The sequence below is a fragment of the Bacillus sp. B1-b2 genome (assembly GCF_009183415.1).
In the GTDB taxonomy this organism is placed as follows: Bacteria; Bacillota; Bacilli; order Bacillales; family Cytobacillaceae; genus Niallia.
Genome location: NZ_WEHU01000019.1, coordinates 1 through 20,483, shown reverse-complemented (window position 1 = coordinate 20,483; position 20,483 = coordinate 1). Strand labels below are relative to the sequence as shown.

Here is a 20,483-nt window from a genome sequence, read left to right as displayed (position 1 = left end):
TCTTAAATATTAGGATAAGATATGCTGAATTTTGTTCTTTTTTAAGTGAAATGTGCAAAAGTGATAATAGATAAGGGGGAAGTTATTCAATCATTTGTTTCTAAATGTTTTTCCAATTATAATGGATATTAGGTTTCATCAGCTACTGAGTTGGGAAAAAGGAATAAAAAGCGGAGGTGCGTGTACGATGATTAGTGTTTTATATTGGAGTGTAGCTTTAATTGCAATCGCATTTACTATTCTGGTTTTATATTTAGCGAAAACATTAAAATCACTACATATTACGTTAGATAGTGTCTCTAAGACGCTAGTTGGCTTAGAAAAGCAGTTGGATGGAGTAACTCGTGAGACAACTATTCTTTTACAAAAAACAAATGATTTGGCAACAGATATTCAAACTAAATCGGAAAGCCTTAATACAGTTGTAGATGCAGTTAAAGGTGTTGGTACAAGTATTCAAGGTTTTAACGATTCTATCCAGTCCGTTTCTCAAAATGTAGAGAGTTCTCTTGTAAAGAATCAGGATAAAATTGCTCAAGTTGTTCAATATAGCAAAATCTTTATGAGTATTAGAGATCAGTGGGCAAATAGAAAGAAGGAACAAGCAAAAGTAAGAGGCTAAACTAAAATATCTGGAGGGATTTTTTATGAAAAGAGAACAAGAGGTTATTCATTCTCAAAATAATTCAAGTTCTAAGGATTTTGTTTTAGGAGCAATTATAGGTGGAGTTGTGGGAGCAGCGACTGCCCTTTTTCTAGCGCCGAAGCCTGGTAAAGAGCTTCTACATGACTTAAATGATCATGCAAGTGTTTTAAAGCAAAAGGGAGTAGAATTAACAGGATCTGTGAAAGATAGAGGAAATGAATTTATCTCTATTGCGAAAGATAAAACAGAACAACTTAGTCATGCTGTGACACAATCATCGGTTGATTTAAAAGATAAAGTAAAAAGTACTGTTACAAATATTCCTTCAGCTAATCATTCGTCAGAAGAAGTAAGTGAGAAACAAAATACTGGTATTAGTTTAACGAATAAGGAAATGGATGAAATTCAACAAAAGCTAGAAGAAACAAAGCGTGCTTTTGATGAGACTGAAAGTAAATATAATGCATAAGAAGATGAAGTGAGGGGAAAGTGTATATGATAAAAATTGATTCGGTAGAACAATTTGAAAAGATTGTTGGCGAAAATAAGCCGTTTTTACTGGTTAAACATAGTTTAACTTGTCCTATTAGTGGTTCTGCTTTTAATGAGTATAAGCAGTATGTGGACAATGAGGCAAATGTGGATACATATTATCTAGCAGTACAAGATGCTAGACCACTATCTAATTATATAGCTGAGACTTACCATATTCGACATGAATCTCCACAAGCTTTATTTTTCTCTAATAATGAAGTACTTTGGAATGCTTCACATGGCAAGATAACAGTGAAAGCTTTGAAAGAAGCAGTTCAAAGTAATGTATAAAAAAACTAGCCAGAATAAATTCTGGTTAGTTTTTTTAATGATTTTTTTCAGAATGAACTGGCCAAATAATGGACAATTGATCTCCCTTGCTTAAAGGAGTTAGGAAAGAAGCCTTTTCTCCATTACGCATAAGCTCAAAGGAACCGCCATTATGTTTAGGTAAATCAATTTTTACATAGGCAAATAGGTCTTGGAATAGAAAGCCTTCAAATGGCTTCTGTGTAATGTTTATATCATCCTGATAATAAATAAGTTCATTCGGATCAAGGGTAATCCCTTTTCTTTGTATTTGAGCAAGCTGTTTAGACAGTGTTATTTTCTTACCATTAAACGTAACAGGCAATACCTGGTACAATAACAGTTGTTTTCTTTCAGCAAGTTCTTGTACAGTTGGGAGTTTTCTTTTTTCTAAAATAATTTGATCGTTATGCTCAATGAGATGATTTAACCTAGCAGGAATTCCGTTTTTTGTAATTTTTCCAGAAAAAGCTGGAATAATGGTTTCCTTTCCATTTATGGTAACTTGAAAAGGATGTAATTCACTCATGTAATTCTGTAAGTTTAGATGGATTAATACTTCCTCTATCGTATTGTCTTGCTTATAAATGATCGAATCTCTATCCTCTATCCAATGATTTGGTGAAACTGCTACACCATTACTTAGAATTTTTGCCTGAATGGTATATTCTTTATTGTTTATTGTAATAACTTTAGTTGGAGTTACATCTATAAGATCTTTAATTTGTACTTTTGCTTGTTTTCCATTTTGCCCGCACGTAACAGTCAGAATTTCGCCATTGTCTATAGGATCATCTAATGAAATAGGTTGATTGTTTTTAAGTATAGTAGGTCCTTCACCATGACTTCCCGGTATGGTTATTTTTTGGTTATTTAGTGTAATAATCATGGCATTTCCAGGTTTCCCATATAATTGGTTGACTTTGATACTAGATGCTAGAATACAATCACCGACCGTTAATGTGTTTACTTCAAAAAGTCTGATAGGCTGATCATTCACATAGACTGTTTTATATTGTACTGGTGAATCGCCTGCTGTTATGGCAATACCAATTGGTGTAACTAATTCAGGTTGATTTTCTAGTGAATCAGGTAGCTCTAGATTACTAATCGCATTTATTCCTCGAATGGCTACACGGTTAGATGGTAAATTGAGCATTTCGGCAATTTTTAACTGTAAGTCGGGAGTTTGGCTTCCCCCACCAACCAGCATGACAGCCTTTGGTGGCTTGTGATTATTTAGAGTGAGAATTTCTCGACAAATGGTATCAGCTAATTTATCGAGAGATGGTTCAATTTCCTTGATAACATCCGCTCTATTTAACTCTGTTGTAAAACCTAGTATATCTGATACGGATATTTTTTCTTCTTGAGACAATTGAATTTTTGCCTTTTCTGCTAAAGGAAAATCAAGAAGATAGGAATCGCTTATGGCCTCTGTAATTTCATCTCCTGCTACAGGAACCATCCCATATGCGATAACCGTTCCTAAATCTGTAATCGCTATGTCAGAAGTACCTGCACCAATATCTACTAATGCGACATTTAATCGTCTCATAGAAGGTGGAATTAGAACATTAATTGCTGCTATTGGTTCTAACGTTAGTGCTTGCATCTCTAAATCAGCTCGATCTAATGCCGCAATCAAGGATTCCACTACTACTTTAGGAAGGAACGTGGCGATAATCTCCACCCTTGCAATAGATCCTTGTTGATCGATTAAGCTACCCATTTCTTGTTCATCTAACATATAACGTAATACAGAGTATCCTACACAATAATAATATTGACTCTTCTCTTGATTATACTTATTAGCAACAGAGCTTTGGGCGTTTTGGACAGCGGCAAGCTCCATATGTAGAATATCTTCCTTCGTAATTAATGGTTTGGTTTCAATCTCTATGGAATAGGCAGCACTTTCTGTTTTTAGCGCTCGTCCTGCAGCTGCTACACTTACTTTTTTTAAAGGTCCATGCTTTTGCTCTAATTCATTTTTAACTGTTTTTATAATCTTAGATACAGCTAATACATCATGAATTTGTCCATCTAACATGGCACGCTCTGTATGTTCTCTGGAAATTAAATCTAAAACTTGATATATTGCCCCTTTTTTTTCAAGGATAATTCCTACAACAGAACGAGTTCCAATATCTAAGGCAAATAATTTTTCATTATCTGGCATGAAATATAACACCTTCTCTTTTACTATTTAATAGTATGAACATTTTAATAAAATCAAATACTTTAGCGCTTAAAAGCGTTTAATTATTAAAGAAAAATAGTGACAAGCGAAAAAATATGATTTATAATAAACCCAATCAAGAGAAATGTAACATATTTTTTGGTCTGTATAAAGAATCTTGAAAAATTGTTTAAACAGATTATCTGTTTCGTTTTAAAATGAAGGGATGAGGATGACAATGAGTAATAAAGAATTAGAAGCATTACGTAATCGTATTGATGAGCTAAATCTTGAAATATTGGATAAAATCAATGAACGCGCTAGTCTAGTTCAAGAAATTGCCCAAACAAAGGTGACACACGGAGCTCACCGTTATGATCCTGTACGTGAAAGAAAAATGCTAGATCAAATACTACAGAAAAATGACGGCCCATTTGATAATGCAGCTATTTCCCATTTGTTTAAACAAATTTTCAAAATGGGATTACAATTACAGCAAGATGATGACAGCAAAGCGTTATTGGTTTCTCGTAAAAAGAAAGCGGAAGATACTATTGTTGATATTAATGGTACTAAAATAGGAGACGGTACCCCTAAATTTGTGTTTGGTCCTTGTTCTGTAGAATCATACGAGCAAGTAGCACAGGTTGCAGCTTCCGTAAAAGCGAAAGGGTTAACATTACTTCGTGGTGGCGCATTTAAACCTAGAACTTCTCCATATGACTTCCAAGGTTTAGGGGTAGAAGGACTAAAAATTCTTAAAAAAGTAGCGCAAGAATATGACTTAAACGTAATTAGTGAGATTGTAAGCACAGAACACATTGAAACAGCGCTTGATTATATAGATGTTATTCAAATTGGGGCAAGAAATATGCAAAACTTTGAATTACTAAAAGCAGCTGGTAGTGTGAAAAAACCAATTCTGTTAAAACGTGGTTTAGCAGCAACTATTGAAGAATTCATTAATGCAGCTGAATACATTATGTCTCAAGGTAATGATCAAATCATTCTATGTGAACGTGGTATCCGTACGTATGAACGTGCTACAAGAAATACTTTAGATATTTCTGCTGTGCCAATTTTAAAACAAGAAACTCACCTTCCTGTATTTGTAGATGTGACACATTCAACAGGAAGAAAAGATCTTCTATTACCATGTGCTAAAGCAGCATTAGCAATTGGAGCAGATGGTGTAATGGCAGAGGTACATCCAGACCCTGCTGTTGCTTTATCAGATTCAGCTCAACAAATGGACATTAAACAATTTGACGAGTTCTACCAAGCTCTTCAAGCAACTCCATTTGTAAAATTATAAGAAGTTAAGTAGTAAGACACAGGAGTTCCTAACAAAGGGGACTCTTGTTTTTTTATTTTCATTTTGAAAAGGAAGAAACCTTGTTTCACTGTGTTATACGCTAGCTTTATTAATTGGAATATTAGTATATAACAGAAAATGAAAAAAATAGCTTTGTGTTATTCTAATTAGTAACTTTCGTGTTAAAATAAAAGGATATATGGTTAATTAAGTAGAAAAGATACCTTTTTTGAAAAAAATGAAAGCTTGTCATTGCGGCATTGATTCTATTATCGTATCATTATTACATAATTAGACAAGAGTTGCTAAAAAGATCTTATAAAGGTTTAGGAAATAACTTCTTGCCATAAAATAAAAATAACAGCAAAAGATTTAGTTCGATAAAAAGGAGTGTAATTAGCAATGAATATTACTATATATGATGTTGCAAGAGAAGCAAGTGTTTCAATGGCTACCGTTTCAAGAGTTGTGAATGGTAACCCAAATGTTAAACCAACAACTAGAAAAAAAGTATTGGAAGTAATTGATCGATTAGGATACCGCCCAAATGCTGTAGCACGTGGACTAGCTAGTAAAAAAACTACTACAGTTGGTGTAGTTATTCCTGATATTTCAAGCACTTTTTATGCAGAACTAGCAAGGGGTATTGAAGACATTGCTACTATGTATAAATATAATATTATTTTGAGTAACTCAGATCAAAATAAGGATAAAGAGCTTCACCTATTAAATACTATGTTAGGGAAACAAGTGGACGGTATTGTTTTCATGGGTGGAAATATTACAGAAGAGCATGTAACTGAATTTGAAAAATCACCAGTTCCGATTGTTCTTGCAGCTAGCATTGAAGAAAGTGGCAAAATTTCTTCTGTAAATATTGACTATGCACAAGCTACTTATGATGCTGTGACAAGCTTCATTGAGAAGGGGCATAAAACCATTGCATTAGTACTTGGATCAATGGAAGAGCCTATTAATGGTGTTCAAAAGCTAAATGGTTATAAAAAGGCGTTAGAAGCTGCTGGCATTACTTATAATGAAGAGTTAGTGATTGATGGAGATTATACGTATGAATCTGGTATGGATTCGTTAGATAAATTAATGGATTTAAGTACAAGACCAACGGCAGTGTATGTGGGATCAGATGAAATGGCATTAGGTGTTATTCATGCTGCTGAGGATAAAGGCTATACAGTTCCGAATGATTTAGAAGTAATCACTTCAGATAATACGAAACTAACACTAATGGTAAGACCACAATTATCGACTGTTGTTCAACCTTTATATGATATTGGAGCAGTGGCGATGAGACTACTAACTAAATTCATGAATAAAGAAACAGTAGAAGATCATATTGTTGTATTACCACACAGAATTGAATATCGTAATTCAACAAAGTAAGAAAGAGCACCTAAAAGATATTAGAATCTTATAGGTGCTTTTTTTATATAACTAAAAAGGAGAATCAGTTACGATTCTCCTTTTGTTTATCCGATAGATACTGCAAAATATATTACTCTTGCTCTGTATTACCTTGTTCTGTCGTTTCCGTAGTATTTTCGTTAGCTTGGTTATCTATTTGTTGATTCTCACCTACTACTAATACATTAGATGGTGCAGATTCTTTTCCTGCAATGTCGATAGTAGTAATATAATAGGCTCCATTACTTGCGCTATAACTAAGATTACTGTCTGCTTTCAAACTACTTACTAGCTGCCCATTTCGATAGATGTGATATCCAATAACATCACTTTCTCCACTGTTTCCCCAACTAATCACACTGCCATTTAAAGAAGTAGTGATAGGATCTGGATTTTTCCCGTTATCTTCCATTTTATTGGATGGGAGAATTAAATTTGCTAGTTTTGCATTATTTTTACTCAAAGCACTTGCATCTTTAATTTTTATTCCAAAAAGCTTGGATAAATAGTCAGGATTTAACATTAATCCTTCATTAGCAAATTCATTAGGAGTGGATTCCAATGCCATATATTTTTGGTTTCCAATTTGTACATATTTTCCTACTACAAGACTATCGTCTACTTGAGAAGGAACAGAATCAGACTTAAATAAATCAGTTGTCACAAGTCCTGCTTTTGAACATCCTTCAGACGGTAGCATTCCAGAGACGGAACATACGGACCTACTTACTATTCCTCCAGGCATTTTAAAGCTCTCAGCAGGGTCTATTAGTTCTGGAGCCACTTTATATGCTGCATTCATTAAATCAGCCCATAAAAAGTTATTACGTGTACTGTAGTTGGAAGTCAAAGATTTTGGCGTATCATAACCAGTCCAAACTCCAAAAGTTATGTTTGGATTTGTTGCAACTAGCCATGAATCTTCAAAATCTTGAGTTGTTCCTGTTTTACCAGCCCAGTCAGACTGGAATTGCAATCGTGCTTTTATATTAGCTGCTGTACCAGAGTTAACAACATCTCTCATCATATCTAAAGTTAAGTAAGCAGTTTGGGGACTGAATACACTTACTTTATTTATTTCATGTTGATAGACAATATTTCCATCCTTATCTTCAATCTTTTCGATTAGATAGGCATCAATAAAATCTCCGCCATTAGCAAAAGTAGTATAAGCATTAGTGTTTTCTTCAACAGAAACACCATTTTTTATTCCTCCAATAGCTGCTGCTCGAATCGAGCCATCCGTTTCATCAAGAGATGTAATTCCCATCTTTTCTAAATATTGAATGGGATTGTTTGGCATAATATCAATATAAGCCTTAACAGCTGGAACGTTATAGGATTTTTCGAGTGCATATCTTGCAGTTACTAAGCCATGAAATTTAAAATCATAGTTATTAGGCCATACCTTACCTGGAGTGCTTGGATTTAGGTTTAAAGGTATATCTGGTAGAACAGATCCAGGTGATAAGGTTCCTAACTCAATAGCAGGTGCATAAACCAATATTGGTTTCATGGTAGATCCATTTGGACGTACACTACTTAAAGCGTGGTTAGTAGCTTCCCGATTATAATCTCGCCCACCAACAAAGCTTAGAATGGCTCCCGTTTTATTTTCAATTAATACAGCACCAGTTTCTACAGGCTCCATAACGGTAATTTGTTCACCAGTTTCTGGATCTGTTGTTTTTTGAGCTTTATCAGGACCGAAATTACCATAATTAGCTACGGTTTCCTGTTGTATATCATAAATTTCTTTATTTATCGTACTATGAATCTTGTATCCATTTTGGTGGATTAGTCGATCTGCAAGAGTAGTATATTGATCATATAAAATTTCATCATTATCCAGATCTTCTTTTGTATATCCATCCTCCTTAGCCAATATTTCGGCAATAATATCTGTAGCTCTTTGAGCAATTTCAATTGTTACCCATGGATAATTCTCAATAGGGCTTGACTTTGGACCGATAAAGTCTTGCGTTATATCATAGTTAAGGGCTTGTTCATATTCTTTCTTTGAAATCTTTTCCTGATCATACATTCTATTAAGAACGGTCCTCATTCTGTTGAGCCCAGGATCTAGATTTTGTTTTAACTTACCTTCTTGTGTAAAAGGAGTATATCCAAATGGACTTTGAGGTAAACCAGCAATAAATGCTGCTTGAGGTAAAGATAAATCCTTTACATTAACTCCAAAAATTCCGTTAGCAGCAGACTGAACTCCTGCAATATTTCTGCCAGACGAATTTCTTCCAAATGTAGAAACATTTAGATAGGCTTCTAGTATTTCCTCTTTTTCGAAGAATTTTTCTAGTCGGAGTGCTAGAAGTATTTCTTTCGCTTTTCTTTCAAAAGATACTTCATTTGTTAGTATTTGATTCTTAATCAATTGCTGTGTGAGTGTACTACCACCAGATTGAGTGGAACTATTAGTAACTTCCTGAACTAATGCTCGAAAGATTGCTTTTGGTACAACACCATCATGCTTATAAAAGTTCTCATCTTCTGTTGCTATGACTGCATTTTTTAAATATGGGGAAACATCTTGAATCTTTACTTCTTCTCTTTCAAGGTCAGTAGGTAATTTTCCTAAATATTCATTGCTAGCGAAGTAAAGCTCAGAGGTTTCTTCATAATTATAAATAGCTTTTTTCATAGAATCATAGGAACGGATGGGTTCATCTTTCACTAGTGATGCAAAATATCCAGCACCAATACCAATTGCAAATGCTGAGCCAATACAGATAAGGATGATGAATAATAAGACAACATTCCATGTTACCTCATAGGTTAGACGTGCTCCTTTAATAGTCTTTTTATTGGTAAAGAAGCTTAGAACGTTGTGTAAAACAATTTTCCACTTCGGATTCTCATTCATGGTATCATTCCCCCTAAAATCACATACATTATAGCATAAAGAAGGAGGGAATATAGGCAGAGTTCGATAAATTTCTCCTTTTGTAGGAAAATTATTTGACATTCAATGTAGAATTATGATAAAAATAATCTAACTATATATTGATTCGTAAAAGCGTCGAAAGGATTTAGTAGTTCTTTTATCACTATAAGAAGAGAGCCGTTGGGTGGTGTAAAACGGTATACATAAAAGAATGAATTACCTCCTGGAGCTTTCACTAGGAACCTCATGAATAGAGAAGTAGTGGTGGACGGAGTAGACCGTTATCTATTGAAAGTGGAGAAAGACTGGTAACTCTTTCTCAATATTGGGTGGTACCGCGCTTATTTTGCGTCCCTGCATGTTTATGCAGGGATTTTTTTGCGTGAAAGTAAGAACACTTCTAACGAAGAAATTATAGGTGTATATGGTTAATTATGAAGGAGGAATATAAATGAATTTATTAGAAGATTTACAATGGCGAGGTATTGTTTATCAACAAACAGATGAAGTTGGCCTAAAAGAACAGCTAGCTACTGGAATGACTAGTCTATACTGTGGAGTAGATCCTACTGCAGATAGCATGCATATTGGGCATTTGCTTCCTTTCTTAACTCTACGACGCTTTCAAAATGCAGGTCACCGTCCAATTGTCTTAGTAGGAGGAGCAACAGGGTTAATTGGTGATCCGAGTGGAAAAAGTGAAGAGAGAAACCTTCAAACATTAGATGTTATTGGACATAATGTGAAATGTCTACAAGGTCAGTTAGAAAGAATCTTTGATTTCAGTGGAGACAATGGAGCAGTTATGGTGAATAACTATGACTGGGCTGGAAAGATGGATATTGTTACTTTCTTAAGAGATTATGGGAAGCATATTGGTGTTAACTATATGTTAGCAAAAGATACAATCGCTAATCGTTTAGAAACAGGAATTTCTTTTACAGAGTTTACTTATACAATTTTACAAGCATTAGACTTCCAACATCTATATGAACATCATAATTGTAAGCTACAAATTGGTGGAAGTGACCAATGGGGTAATATTACCACTGGATTAGAGTTAATAAGAAAGAACATGCCAGAAGGAGCAAAAGCTTACGGATTAACTATTCCACTTGTAACGAAAGCAGATGGAACAAAATTTGGTAAAACCGAAAGTGGTGCAATTTGGTTGGATCCAGAGAAGACAACTCCTTATGAATTCTATCAATTTTGGATAAATACAGCTGATGCAGATGTTATTAAGTACTTAAAATTCTTCACCTTCCTTTCTAAAGAAGAAGTAGATGCTCTAGAAGTATCTGTCCAAGAAGAGCCACATCTACGTAAAGCACAAAAAACATTAGCTGAAGAAATGACTAAATTAATTCATGGAGAATCAGCTTTAGAGCAAGCACAAAAGATTACAGCTGCATTATTTAGTGGAGATATAAAAGAATTAACAGCAGACGAAATCAAACAAGGATTTAAGGATGTACCTTCTTATGAGCATAAAGAAGGAGAAGTGGTTCTTGTAGACCTTCTTGTAAATGCAGGTATTGTTTCTTCCAAAAGACAGGCTCGCGAAGATATTTCCAATGGAGCTATCTACTTAAATGGGGAGCGTAAACAAGAATTAGATTATGTTCTCTCAGAAGAGGATAAAATAGAAGGGCAGTTTACCGTTATTCGGCGTGGCAAGAAAAAGTACTCGTTAATTAACTATTAATTCTTTTAAATAAGAAGGAAAAATATTAAAGAGTAAGCTAAAAAATCCACCTGTTTGTAACGGGTGGATTATATTTGTTATTTCATAATTTCTTTCATATAAGAAAAGACATCGTTACTTTTCTTGTCTAGTTTTTGAATTTCTTCTAAGAATTCTACCATTACAATAGATTGTTCTTCAGTGGAAGCATTAACTTCTTCCATGCTTAGCTTAAGGTTTTGCATACTGGTCCGAATCTCAGCTAACGATGAGCCAATTGTTCCAACCGCTTGTTTTGTATGATCTGAAAGTTTTCTTATTTCAGACGCAACTACTCCAAAGCCTTTACCAGCCTCTCCTGATCTTGCGGCTTCGATCGCTGCATTTAAACCTAGTAAATTGGTTTGAGTTGAAATACCCTCTATCATATGTACAACTTTCCCAATTTCTTGAGAGTTTTCATTTGCATTTATTGTTTGAGAAGTAATCTCATTGCTTGTTGCAGATAACTCTTCAGATTGAGCAGCAACCATTTGAACCTTTTCATGAAGGTTGCCAATTATTGTTTTTAATTCACTTAATTCGTGATCAAGCTTTTCTTCAAACTCTAATGTTCTTGATACGGAGAATAATCCTATCAATTTGCCTGTCTCTGTATCATGTATTGGTGTTACAGTGGAAACAAAAGGTATGCCAAATGTTTCTTTCGGTACTCTTTCCACTACTTTCCCAACTTTTAATGCTCTAATTAATGTTTCATTACCAGGAACGAATGCAGGATCTCCCACTTTAATCTCTAATGGTAGACTTGATGATGGTGCAAAATAAATAATATTTTGTAAGTCTGTAATGATAATGGCAGTAGTAGAGCCAATTGTTTCTTTAATAGTCGGTGCTAAATATACTAATGATTGTAAAGTACTATGCAATTTTCTACCCCTTTCTACTATTTCACTATTTTATCGGTTGAAATAGTAGAATATTTATGAATAAAGAATGTTGTTTTTTATAAAAGTAGAGGTTCTTGGATGTTTGTAACGTTTTTTGATTAAGTTAGGGAGTGTTTGAAGCGCGATGGAATAATCTTTGTTATACAGCAATACATAACATGAAGAGAAAAAGCACTAATCGAATTAACTGGCAAAAACTAATTAAATGTTTTACTTTGTTGTACTAGGATTTAGTCATTTAATGGTGGTGATATAAGAATTTGTCAATGTTTGTAGGGTAAGAAAAATGTATCCTATATAGAATACATTTCTTGTAGCTTATGCTTTTAGATCAATTGAATTACCTAAAGTGGGATGTGGTGCTTGAAGCATGTCAATCATCTGCACTGCATTTTGCTGAGCACTATCCATTGACATTTTGGTTAATGCTAAACTTACACTTTGGCCAAGTGAGGCTTGGCTCATGTTAACTGATAAAGCGGCAATATCCAAGAAATTCACCTCCATGACTATTATCGGTATAATTTTAGAAATATAAATGGGATCTCAGAGAAAGGAGAGCTATATGTTAAATTAATCTCATGGATAAAACTTAGAAAAACTCCAAAGGTAGTAGGTGAAAGTTCAGTTATAATCCTGGTAGCATGTTGAAGAAATTATTGTGTAAGATTAAATAGTGTGTGTATGTCCACAGATAATATTTTTAATCGTTTCTCCATAAACCAACAAATTAAAATTAAAAAAACCCTAGAATCGTCGATATAACGATTCTAGGGTTAGTTAACGTACTATTAACGAGAGTAGAACTCAACGATAAGAGCTTCGTTAATTTCAGCAGGTAATTCAGAACGTTCAGGTAAACGAGTGAAAGTACCTTCTAATTTATCAGCATCGAATGTTAAGAAATCAGGTACGAAGTTGTTTACTTCAACTGCTTCTTTAACAACGTCTAAGTTACGAGATTTTTCACGTAATGTAATAGTTTGGTTAGCTTTTAAACGGTATGATGGGATATCAACGCGTTTTCCATCTACTAAGATGTGACCATGGTTTACTAATTGACGCGCTTGACGACGTGTACGTGCTAAACCTAAACGGTAAACAACGTTATCTAAACGAGTTTCTAATAATACCATGAAGTTTTCACCATGTTTACCAACCATTTTGCCAGCGATATCGAATAGGTTACGGAATTGACGTTCGTTCACACCGTACATGTGACGAAGTTTTTGTTTTTCTTGTAATTGTAAACCATATTCAGATAATTTTTTACGTTGGTTTGGACCATGTTGTCCTGGAGCGTAAGGACGTTTTTCTAACTCCTTACCTGTACCACTTAATGAAATACCAAGACGACGAGAAAGTTTCCAGCTTGGACCTGTATAACGAGCCATAATTGACTCCTCCTTCATGTTTTTATTTTGGTAAAATAAAAACAGATGTAACATGTTTTCCTGTATATTTTGTCTTCCTGTACCTTCGCCCTAGCAGCCAAGGGTTACACAATACACCATCAATAATATTGAGGAACAAAATAAAACAAGAAGTGTTAACATATGCTGCGCTATTTTACACAAATCATATTATATGTTTTTATCATCTAATATGTCAAGTTATAGTTTGTTAAATTTTTATTCATAAATAACATATCTAAATTTACTGTAGATTCATTCATTGATACAAAAAAATATATAAATTTATTCCTTACTCTTTTTTATATATGATATAATTAGTATAAAATAACTATATTATACCAATGATAAAAAGTGAAGTTTTCTTTGATTCGCATAAGTATCATAAATGTACACATGATATTCGTGAAATTAGAGAGCTTGAAAGAACATAATGATTCATTTTATCTACTGGTTTTATATAGGGAAATCTAGAGAAATAGGCTATTGCGCTTTTAGATAAGTAGGACTATTTTTCTAAGACAACCAGAAAATCGGTAATAAAATAAATACATACATACATTTACTTTATTAAAACTTTGTCTACAGTCTGAAGCAAATACTTTATTAAATCTCATATAAGTACATTGGACTAATTTTGTGGATCTTTTCCATTACTTACCCTCAAAATATTATTTCCCAAAATGAAATAAATGAAAATGAATAGAATAGTTAGGTGAATTAGGTGATGATTATATGGACTTCCTTGGCCACCAAAAGATATTAGAACTAAAAAGTCGCTGCTTGGAATTGTTTGATTTAGACCTAATGGATAAGGAACATTATTTCATTATTCAGAAAATGTTATCTGCCATACAAGATCTTTTTCAAGATGTAGAAATGACTTTATATACTTTCAAAGAATGGAATAATAGATGGTCACTTGTAGCTTCTACTACAGATGACGAGTTGATTGATAGGAATAGTTTTAATAAACAGATGGACGAGATTTCTATCATGCAAAGATATACTATTAAAGACAAAGCTATTTTACAACTTCCAATCAAGAATGTTGGCCATGATTATTTCATATTACTGTTATCTACTAAGCAGGAAAATCCTTTAGATCTTTTTTATAGTGATGAATTTATGGAGAAAATAGCGATAGATGTTGCGTCTTTTCTAAAAAAAATGTTTACTATTCAAGGTGTTATAAAAGAAAAAAAGAAATATAAACAGCTGTATAGAGTGACGGAAAAATTCCACTCCTCCATGAAAATGGAAAGCGTGCTAGATGAAGTAATTTATACTTTGCAGGAAATCTACCCTAACTTTACTTACTATTTATTACTATCACATGATAATAATAGTCATGGTGACTTACCAGTGAAGGATTTAGAGTATGATAGTGAAAATATGGCTGCAATGGAGGCATATGTTACAGCAGAAATTCAATTTGAAGAACTAGCAGAAGAAAATATGGCGGTTATTTATGCTCCATTAAAAGGGAAACAAGGGGTGTATGGTGTATTACAAATCATTGCATCTGATACAAAAATATTCCCAAGAAATGAAGTGGAATTTATTACTATACTTGCAAACACAGCAGGTGGAGCATTAGAAAATGCTCAATTATATCAACAATCCAAGAAATTGGTAGCAGATTTACAATTGATAAATGAGGCATCCCATCAACTTAATTCTAATTTGCGCTTAAATGAGATTATGACTTATATGTGTGAAAGAATTTCTTCTAGCTTTGAGGCGGAAGAAGTAGGATTTATTCTTTTTTCTGTTGAGTCTAATTCTATTAAAGTTTTACAAGGTAGCTCTGATTTCTTCTTGGAACCAGAATCATTGAATTATATAAATTATTTCCAGGATAAGATTCAAGCAGAGAAGGATTCATTGTTTTTGGGAGATTTCAGTATGCAACTTAATGGAGCAAAGTATAAGTCCATTATGGCTGTACCAATGATTCAGACAGGAATACTAAAAGGGTTTGCTATTGTGATGCATCCTAAAGCATATCATTTTTCTTTTGATACATTTAAATTATTACAGTCATTAATTCATCATTCTACATTAGCTCTAACAAACTCTATGCTAAGAGAAGAGTTAGAAAAAATGGTAGTAACGGATCATCTCACAAAGTTATATTCCAGAAATTACTTAGATGATAAGATTCAACGTTCTCTAATAGAAGATGAAGAAGGCACATTTATTTTAATGGATATTGATAACTTTAAATCTGTTAACGACACGTATGGTCATCAAGTTGGAGATGAAATTATTGTACAAGTAGCCAATATTATTATGGAGAATATTAGAAGTTCGGATATCGGTTCCCGTTGGGGAGGAGAAGAATTGGCAATCTATCTTCCAAAGGTGCCACTTTCAATAGGAGTATCTGTTGCTGAAAGATTAGTCAAAAAAGTAAGAGAAACTTCTACTCCAAGTGTAACCATCTCTTGTGGAGTTTCTTATTGGAATAGAGAGAATGGAGAGACATACAATACTCTCTTTAAGAGAGCGGATAAAGCATTGTATGTGGCAAAAGAAACAGGCAAGAATAAAGTGGTTGTTCAAGATTCTTATTTAGTTAGTGAGTAAAAATGTCCCAAGGAATTCGAATCCTTGGGACATTTTTTTATAAATATTCAACTAATGCTGTTACAAAGCTTTCTAATTGCTCTTGATCTAATTCGTCAAAACGGTTTTTTTCAGGAGAATCAATATCAAGCACACCCAGTAGAGTTCCATCTTGGTTTATCAAAGGAATAACAATTTCTGATTGTGAGGCTGCATCACAAGCTATATGTCCAGGGAATTGATGGACATCCTCTATTCTAAGAGTAGTCTTATTACTAGCGGATGTACCGCAAACACCTCTGCCAAATGGAATACGAACACAAGCAGGTAATCCTTGGAATGGTCCAAGAACTAGCTCGTTATTTTCCACTAAGTAAAAGCCTACCCAATTAATACGATCTAAAAATTGATTTAAAAGTGCAGCTGCGTTTGAAAGATTGGCAATTTTATTGCTTTCTCCTTCTAGTAATGCTCTCAACTGTTTCTCCACTAGTTGATATTGACCTTTACGATCCCCTTTATATGATTCGACGTTAAACATGAATTTCAACCAACTTTCTCCGTATAATGATGTATTAGTGACTAAATACAAGGAAAATCCTAGTAATTTGTCGAGTTTCTTTTAAAGGATTAAAGCACTTTTTAAAGAAGATTTAGAATAGAGCTCTAATTATCTTATTTAATCATAAGTAGCACTTAATGAACAGATTATAGACTCCACATCGAATGATGTATTTAAAAAATATTTGTTTTTGCTTATTAAATGTTTTGAAAGACACAATCGGAGCAACTCTATGAAAGGTTCCCTTTATTCACTTTATAGGGATTATAACAGAAATGAGGTTATAGCAAAATGAAAAAGAATCCTACAAAGGACTCCATCGTTGAAGCAGCCATTGCACTATTTAATACTAAGGGCTATAACGGCACTTCCATTCGCGATATAGCTGGTCTTGCGAACGTTAATATTGCGAATATATCTTATTATTTTAATGGAAAACAAGGGTTATTAGAATATTGTTATATTCATTTTTTCGAAGCTTATATTGCTTTGTTAGAGAAAGTGTTTAGACAAAATGATACTAGTCCCACAGTTAAATTAAAGAATTGTATAGAAGGAATTATTTCCTTTCAATGTCAGAATCCTCAGTTGACTAGGTTTGTCTTACGCGAAGTCTCAATAGACTCCCAAGTAGTAAGAGAGATTATGTCTACCTATTCTGTAAAAGAAAAATATATTTTTACTAAAATAATAGAAGAAGGAATAGCGAGAAAAGAATTTAATCGTATTTCCATTCCTTATAGTATTATTCAAATCAAAGGATTTTTATCTATGCCTTTTATTCATTCTTACTATTTAAAAGAAGTATTACATGTCTTTCTACACGAAGATTATTTTCAAAAAAAATATGTTCAGGAAATTAATAAATGGATTGATGAGATTATTTGTACTTACAAAAAAGAACTATATACGATCAACTAATAGGTTGTATCCTTGTCCCAAATCTTTGGCCTGATGTGCATCTGAGCCATATACAAGTGGAATATGAAGCTTTTTGGCCTCCTCAATCACCCAATCAGGCGGATAGGGCTCTAAGCAATAAGGTTTTTTTAGACCTGCTGCATTATAATCCAAGGTGTATCCTGAGTGCTTAATCTGCTTTAGGATAGCTACTATCTTTTCACGGAAGTCATTCGTTGGTGGATATAGAATCTGGAACTTATTCGCTAAGGTGATATGTCCGATTCGCTTAGGTTTATTTTGGCCTAAATCTGCCAAGATTGATTTTAAGATGGTGTTATAATAACACTCGTATATAGCATCAATTCCCCCATAAGCTCCAATCATTTCTTGAAAATGTTCGGGACTATAATCTACACAATCATAGTGATGATTCTTTCCATTCAGTAGAAAATGAACGCTTAAAATACTATCATCTAAAAGATGTCCCCATTTTGACAGAAAGTCTCGTATCTCGGTTTCATATCCTTCGATATAATCTACTTCTAGTCCTACATTGATTTTCAATTGATTGTAATAAATTTCTTTGATTTCCTGCACTTCTTTTAAGTATTCTTCCATTTGCTCTATTGTCATGCTACTATCTTTTGTCGGAGTTGTATCTATAAATGGAGCAGGGAGTGGTGCATGTTCCGTAAATGTAATTTCTTTAAATCCTAACTGTATAGCTCGCTCAATATACTGTACAAAGGTATCAGTGGAGCCATGAGGACAATAAGGGCTATGAATATGTCCATCTCTTTTAAACACTTTGACTCATCCTTTCATCCCGTTTTTAAACTTGATTATAACTAGTAAAACATGAAAATAACTAGAAAACAGATATAATTACAATAAATTCTTGTATTGTATTAGAATAATGATAGAAGTGCTTTTCTTCCTTTAAAAAAAGTGTAGGAAAATATTAAATAATTACTCAAAAATTGTCGTTTACATGTTATCATAAATACAAAGAATTGTACCTACATAAATGTTTAAAATAGATATAAAATAGATACGGAATAACGGCCGGTGTTAGAACAGGGGGCTTCAAATGGATTTTTTAATTGGAGGAATAGGCATTCTTATTTGCTTATTTGTAACGGGTTATTTTATTAAGAGAAAATATTATCAAGTGGTCGATGAACTTGAAAATTGGAAAATAACAATTATGAATCGTCCCGTTTTAGAGGAATTAGGAAAAGTAAAGCAACTAAATATGATTGGTCAAACAGAAGAATTGTTTGAAAGATGGAGAAAAGAGTGGGATGAGGTAGTTACAAAAGAACTTCCTGATATAGAAGAATTACTTTATGATACAGAAAACTATATTGATAAGTATAATTTTATCAAGGCTAAAAAAACACAAGACACGATACGGATGAAAATGGAAAGTGTAGAAACAAGATTGGATTCTATACTTGAAGAATTAAATAATCTTGTCGGTAGTGAAGAGAAAAACAGAACTGAAATTGAAGCCTTAAAAGAATCTTATCGTATAAATAAAAAAACACTTCTAGCACATAGACATACTTTTGGTGAAACAGAAAAGAAAATAGAAGAAATGCTGCAAGAAATAGCAGAATTGCTAGAGAATTATGAAGAAAAAACTAATAATGGCGACTATTTAGAAGCTAGGGAGATTGTTTATTCCATTGAAGAGAAGTTATCTACCATTACATATCTGATTGAGAAGATACCACCTTTACTGATGGAATGCCGCACTAAATTGCCAGAGCAAATAGAAGAGCTAAAAGAAGGATTTCAGAGTATGCTAGCTCAAGGCTATATTTTAAACCATCTCCAAATGGAAATAGAGATAAATCAATTAGTTCAAGAACTTTCTGAAACAGAGCTTCTACTTGCTGTAGGTGAAGTGGAACAAATCGAGAAAATCATCTTAGAGTCACAAGATAAATTAGATACATTATATGATTTATTAGAAAAGGAAGTTCTTGCAAGAAACTTTGTTAGTAAGAATATTACCTTGACGAAAGAGATACTTGAAAACATTCAGAATGACAACAGTCGTTTACATGTAGAAGTAGAAATTTTACAAAAAAATTATAATCTCACAGATGAAGACATTGATTTTCAATTTAAATTAGAGAAGAAATTAAATGTTCTTTACAAACAATTTGAAGTACTAGAGCATAAATTATTGACTGATTCAACGGCACATACATTACTAAGTGAAGAATTAAAAGATCTAAAAAAACAATTAGAAGATGCTTCTGTTGAACAAAAGGCTTTATTTAATAAGCTACATGCCCTTAGAAAAGACGAAGTAAGTGCGCATGAGAAAATACAACAGCTTAGTGCTGAAGTTGCAGATGCACTAAGAAAGGTTGCAAATAGTAATCTACCTGGTATAACGGAAGAGTTTAATGAATTAGTTAAAGAGGCTAAAAATGCTCTCGCAAAGGTATATGCTACATTAGATTCTACTCCACTTGATATGATAGAAGTGAAGAAACAGGTGGAAGATACAGAGCAACTAGTGAGATTGCTTATTGACACAACCATAGAATTATTAGAAACCGTTTATTTAGCAGAAAGAGTTATTCAATATGGAAATAGATATCGAAAAAGATATCCTAAATTGCATAATGGTCTTCTAGAGGCTGAAGCAGCCTTTAGGAAGTATCAATATAAAGAAGCCCTAGAGACAGCTGCTTCTGCTATTGAAGAGGTTGAACCAGAAAGTGCGAAAAAATTTCAGTCATGGACGAAAGAATGGTAAAAAGTTACAAAATAAGGAAGGTGAACATCCAAACTTATTAACGTTTTGATCATTACCTTTAGGGATACTATCACATTAGATAGTGTCCCTTTAATTTTTTTAATCACACAATATTTTCAAAAGAAATTTCCTATGTTAGCATTAAGTGAATGCGAACCTAAAAGTAGGATCTTATGAATCTTACTAACTCAACTTTCGCACACTAAAATAGGCAGGTAGATCTTGATGTAATTAGGTAAGCCTGCAATCCAGTGTTGTAGTTGACATTGAATTAACCTTTGAATCTTTTTGTTGCTTTCTTTTAGGACA

At 33.4% G+C, this 20,483-nt stretch carries 15 protein-coding genes, 1 pseudogene and 1 other annotated feature; of the genes and pseudogenes, 9 read left to right on the top strand and 7 right to left on the bottom strand.

Annotation, left to right across the window (positions count from 1 at the left end):
* The first annotated feature begins 187 nt into the window (after positions 1-187).
* From F9279_RS17010 to ytxJ, 3 genes are read left to right on the top strand one after another with little or no spacing between them, the layout of a single operon-like run.
* The gene (locus F9279_RS17010) at positions 188-622 is read left to right on the top strand and encodes a DUF948 domain-containing protein (protein WP_152115207.1); all 435 of its coding nucleotides are present in this window, start codon (positions 188-190) and stop codon (positions 620-622) included.
* A 25-nt stretch (positions 623-647) separates the two neighbouring features.
* Complete coding sequence (locus tag F9279_RS17005) at positions 648-1,115, top strand: YtxH domain-containing protein (RefSeq protein ID WP_152115205.1); 468 nt, start codon at positions 648-650, stop codon at positions 1,113-1,115.
* A 26-nt stretch (positions 1,116-1,141) separates the two neighbouring features.
* On the top strand, positions 1,142-1,471 hold the full coding sequence (gene ytxJ / locus F9279_RS17000) for a bacillithiol system redox-active protein YtxJ (protein WP_152115203.1): 330 nt from the start codon (positions 1,142-1,144) through the stop codon (positions 1,469-1,471).
* Between the two features lie 34 nt (positions 1,472-1,505).
* Here ytxJ and pilM read toward each other — a convergent pair whose 3' ends face one another.
* Entirely contained in the window at positions 1,506-3,671 is a 2,166-nt protein-coding gene (gene pilM, locus F9279_RS16995) for a cell division protein FtsA (protein WP_152115201.1), read from the bottom strand.
* A gap of 238 nt (positions 3,672-3,909) precedes the next feature.
* Between pilM and F9279_RS16990 the strand changes: the two genes are divergently transcribed.
* Positions 3,910-4,986: a bifunctional 3-deoxy-7-phosphoheptulonate synthase/chorismate mutase gene (locus F9279_RS16990; protein ID WP_152115200.1), complete on the top strand. Its 1,077-nt coding sequence runs from the start codon at positions 3,910-3,912 to the stop codon at positions 4,984-4,986.
* Positions 4,987-5,388: 402 nt separating this feature from the next.
* Entirely contained in the window at positions 5,389-6,387 is a 999-nt protein-coding gene (gene ccpA, locus F9279_RS16985) for a catabolite control protein A (protein ID WP_152115198.1), read from the top strand.
* Between the two features lie 112 nt (positions 6,388-6,499).
* Here the strand turns inward: ccpA and F9279_RS16980 are convergent, their stop codons facing one another.
* The gene (locus F9279_RS16980; RefSeq protein WP_152115197.1) at positions 6,500-9,289 is read right to left on the bottom strand and encodes a transglycosylase domain-containing protein; all 2,790 of its coding nucleotides are present in this window, start codon (positions 9,287-9,289) and stop codon (positions 6,500-6,502) included.
* Between the two features lie 147 nt (positions 9,290-9,436).
* Positions 9,437-9,669: a binding site (T-box leader), on the top strand.
* Between the two features lie 92 nt (positions 9,670-9,761).
* Between F9279_RS16980 and tyrS the strand changes: the two genes are divergently transcribed.
* Positions 9,762-11,018 carry a tyrosine--tRNA ligase gene (gene tyrS / locus F9279_RS16975; protein ID WP_152115195.1) on the top strand — a complete coding sequence of 419 codons (1,257 nt, stop codon included), beginning with the start codon at positions 9,762-9,764 and terminating at the stop codon, positions 11,016-11,018.
* A 77-nt stretch (positions 11,019-11,095) separates the two neighbouring features.
* Here the strand turns inward: tyrS and F9279_RS26295 are convergent.
* The 3 genes and pseudogenes from F9279_RS26295 to rpsD form a co-directional block, all read right to left on the bottom strand.
* A pseudogene (locus F9279_RS26295) lies at positions 11,096-11,413 on the bottom strand (methyl-accepting chemotaxis protein); the annotation flags it as partial.
* A gap of 852 nt (positions 11,414-12,265) precedes the next feature.
* The gene (locus F9279_RS16965; RefSeq protein WP_413463223.1) at positions 12,266-12,448 is read right to left on the bottom strand and encodes a YjfB family protein; all 183 of its coding nucleotides are present in this window, start codon (positions 12,446-12,448) and stop codon (positions 12,266-12,268) included.
* A 290-nt stretch (positions 12,449-12,738) separates the two neighbouring features.
* On the bottom strand, positions 12,739-13,341 hold the full coding sequence (gene rpsD / locus F9279_RS16960; protein ID WP_152115191.1) for a 30S ribosomal protein S4: 603 nt from the start codon (positions 13,339-13,341) through the stop codon (positions 12,739-12,741).
* Positions 13,342-14,094: 753 nt separating this feature from the next.
* Here rpsD and F9279_RS16950 point away from each other — a divergent pair.
* Entirely contained in the window at positions 14,095-15,951 is a 1,857-nt protein-coding gene (locus tag F9279_RS16950) for a diguanylate cyclase (RefSeq protein ID WP_152115187.1), read from the top strand.
* A gap of 37 nt (positions 15,952-15,988) precedes the next feature.
* On the opposite strand, the gene F9279_RS16945 is transcribed toward F9279_RS16950, so the two are convergent.
* Entirely contained in the window at positions 15,989-16,471 is a 483-nt protein-coding gene (locus F9279_RS16945) for a GAF domain-containing protein (protein WP_152115316.1), read from the bottom strand.
* Between the two features lie 312 nt (positions 16,472-16,783).
* On the opposite strand from F9279_RS16945, the gene refZ reads away from it, so the two are divergent.
* The gene (refZ, locus tag F9279_RS16940; RefSeq protein WP_152115185.1) at positions 16,784-17,413 is read left to right on the top strand and encodes a forespore capture DNA-binding protein RefZ; all 630 of its coding nucleotides are present in this window, start codon (positions 16,784-16,786) and stop codon (positions 17,411-17,413) included.
* Here the strand turns inward: refZ and hisJ are convergent.
* Entirely contained in the window at positions 17,396-18,202 is an 807-nt protein-coding gene (gene hisJ, locus F9279_RS16935; RefSeq protein WP_152115183.1) for a histidinol-phosphatase HisJ, read from the bottom strand. The two genes, refZ and hisJ, sit on opposite strands and share 18 nt — an antisense overlap.
* Positions 18,203-18,485: 283 nt before the next feature.
* Here hisJ and ezrA point away from each other — a divergent pair, with 283 nt between their 5' ends.
* A complete protein-coding gene (gene ezrA / locus F9279_RS16930) occupies positions 18,486-20,174 on the top strand; it encodes a septation ring formation regulator EzrA (protein WP_152115181.1) in 1,689 nt (562 codons plus the stop codon).
* Positions 20,175-20,483: the final 309 nt, after the last annotated feature.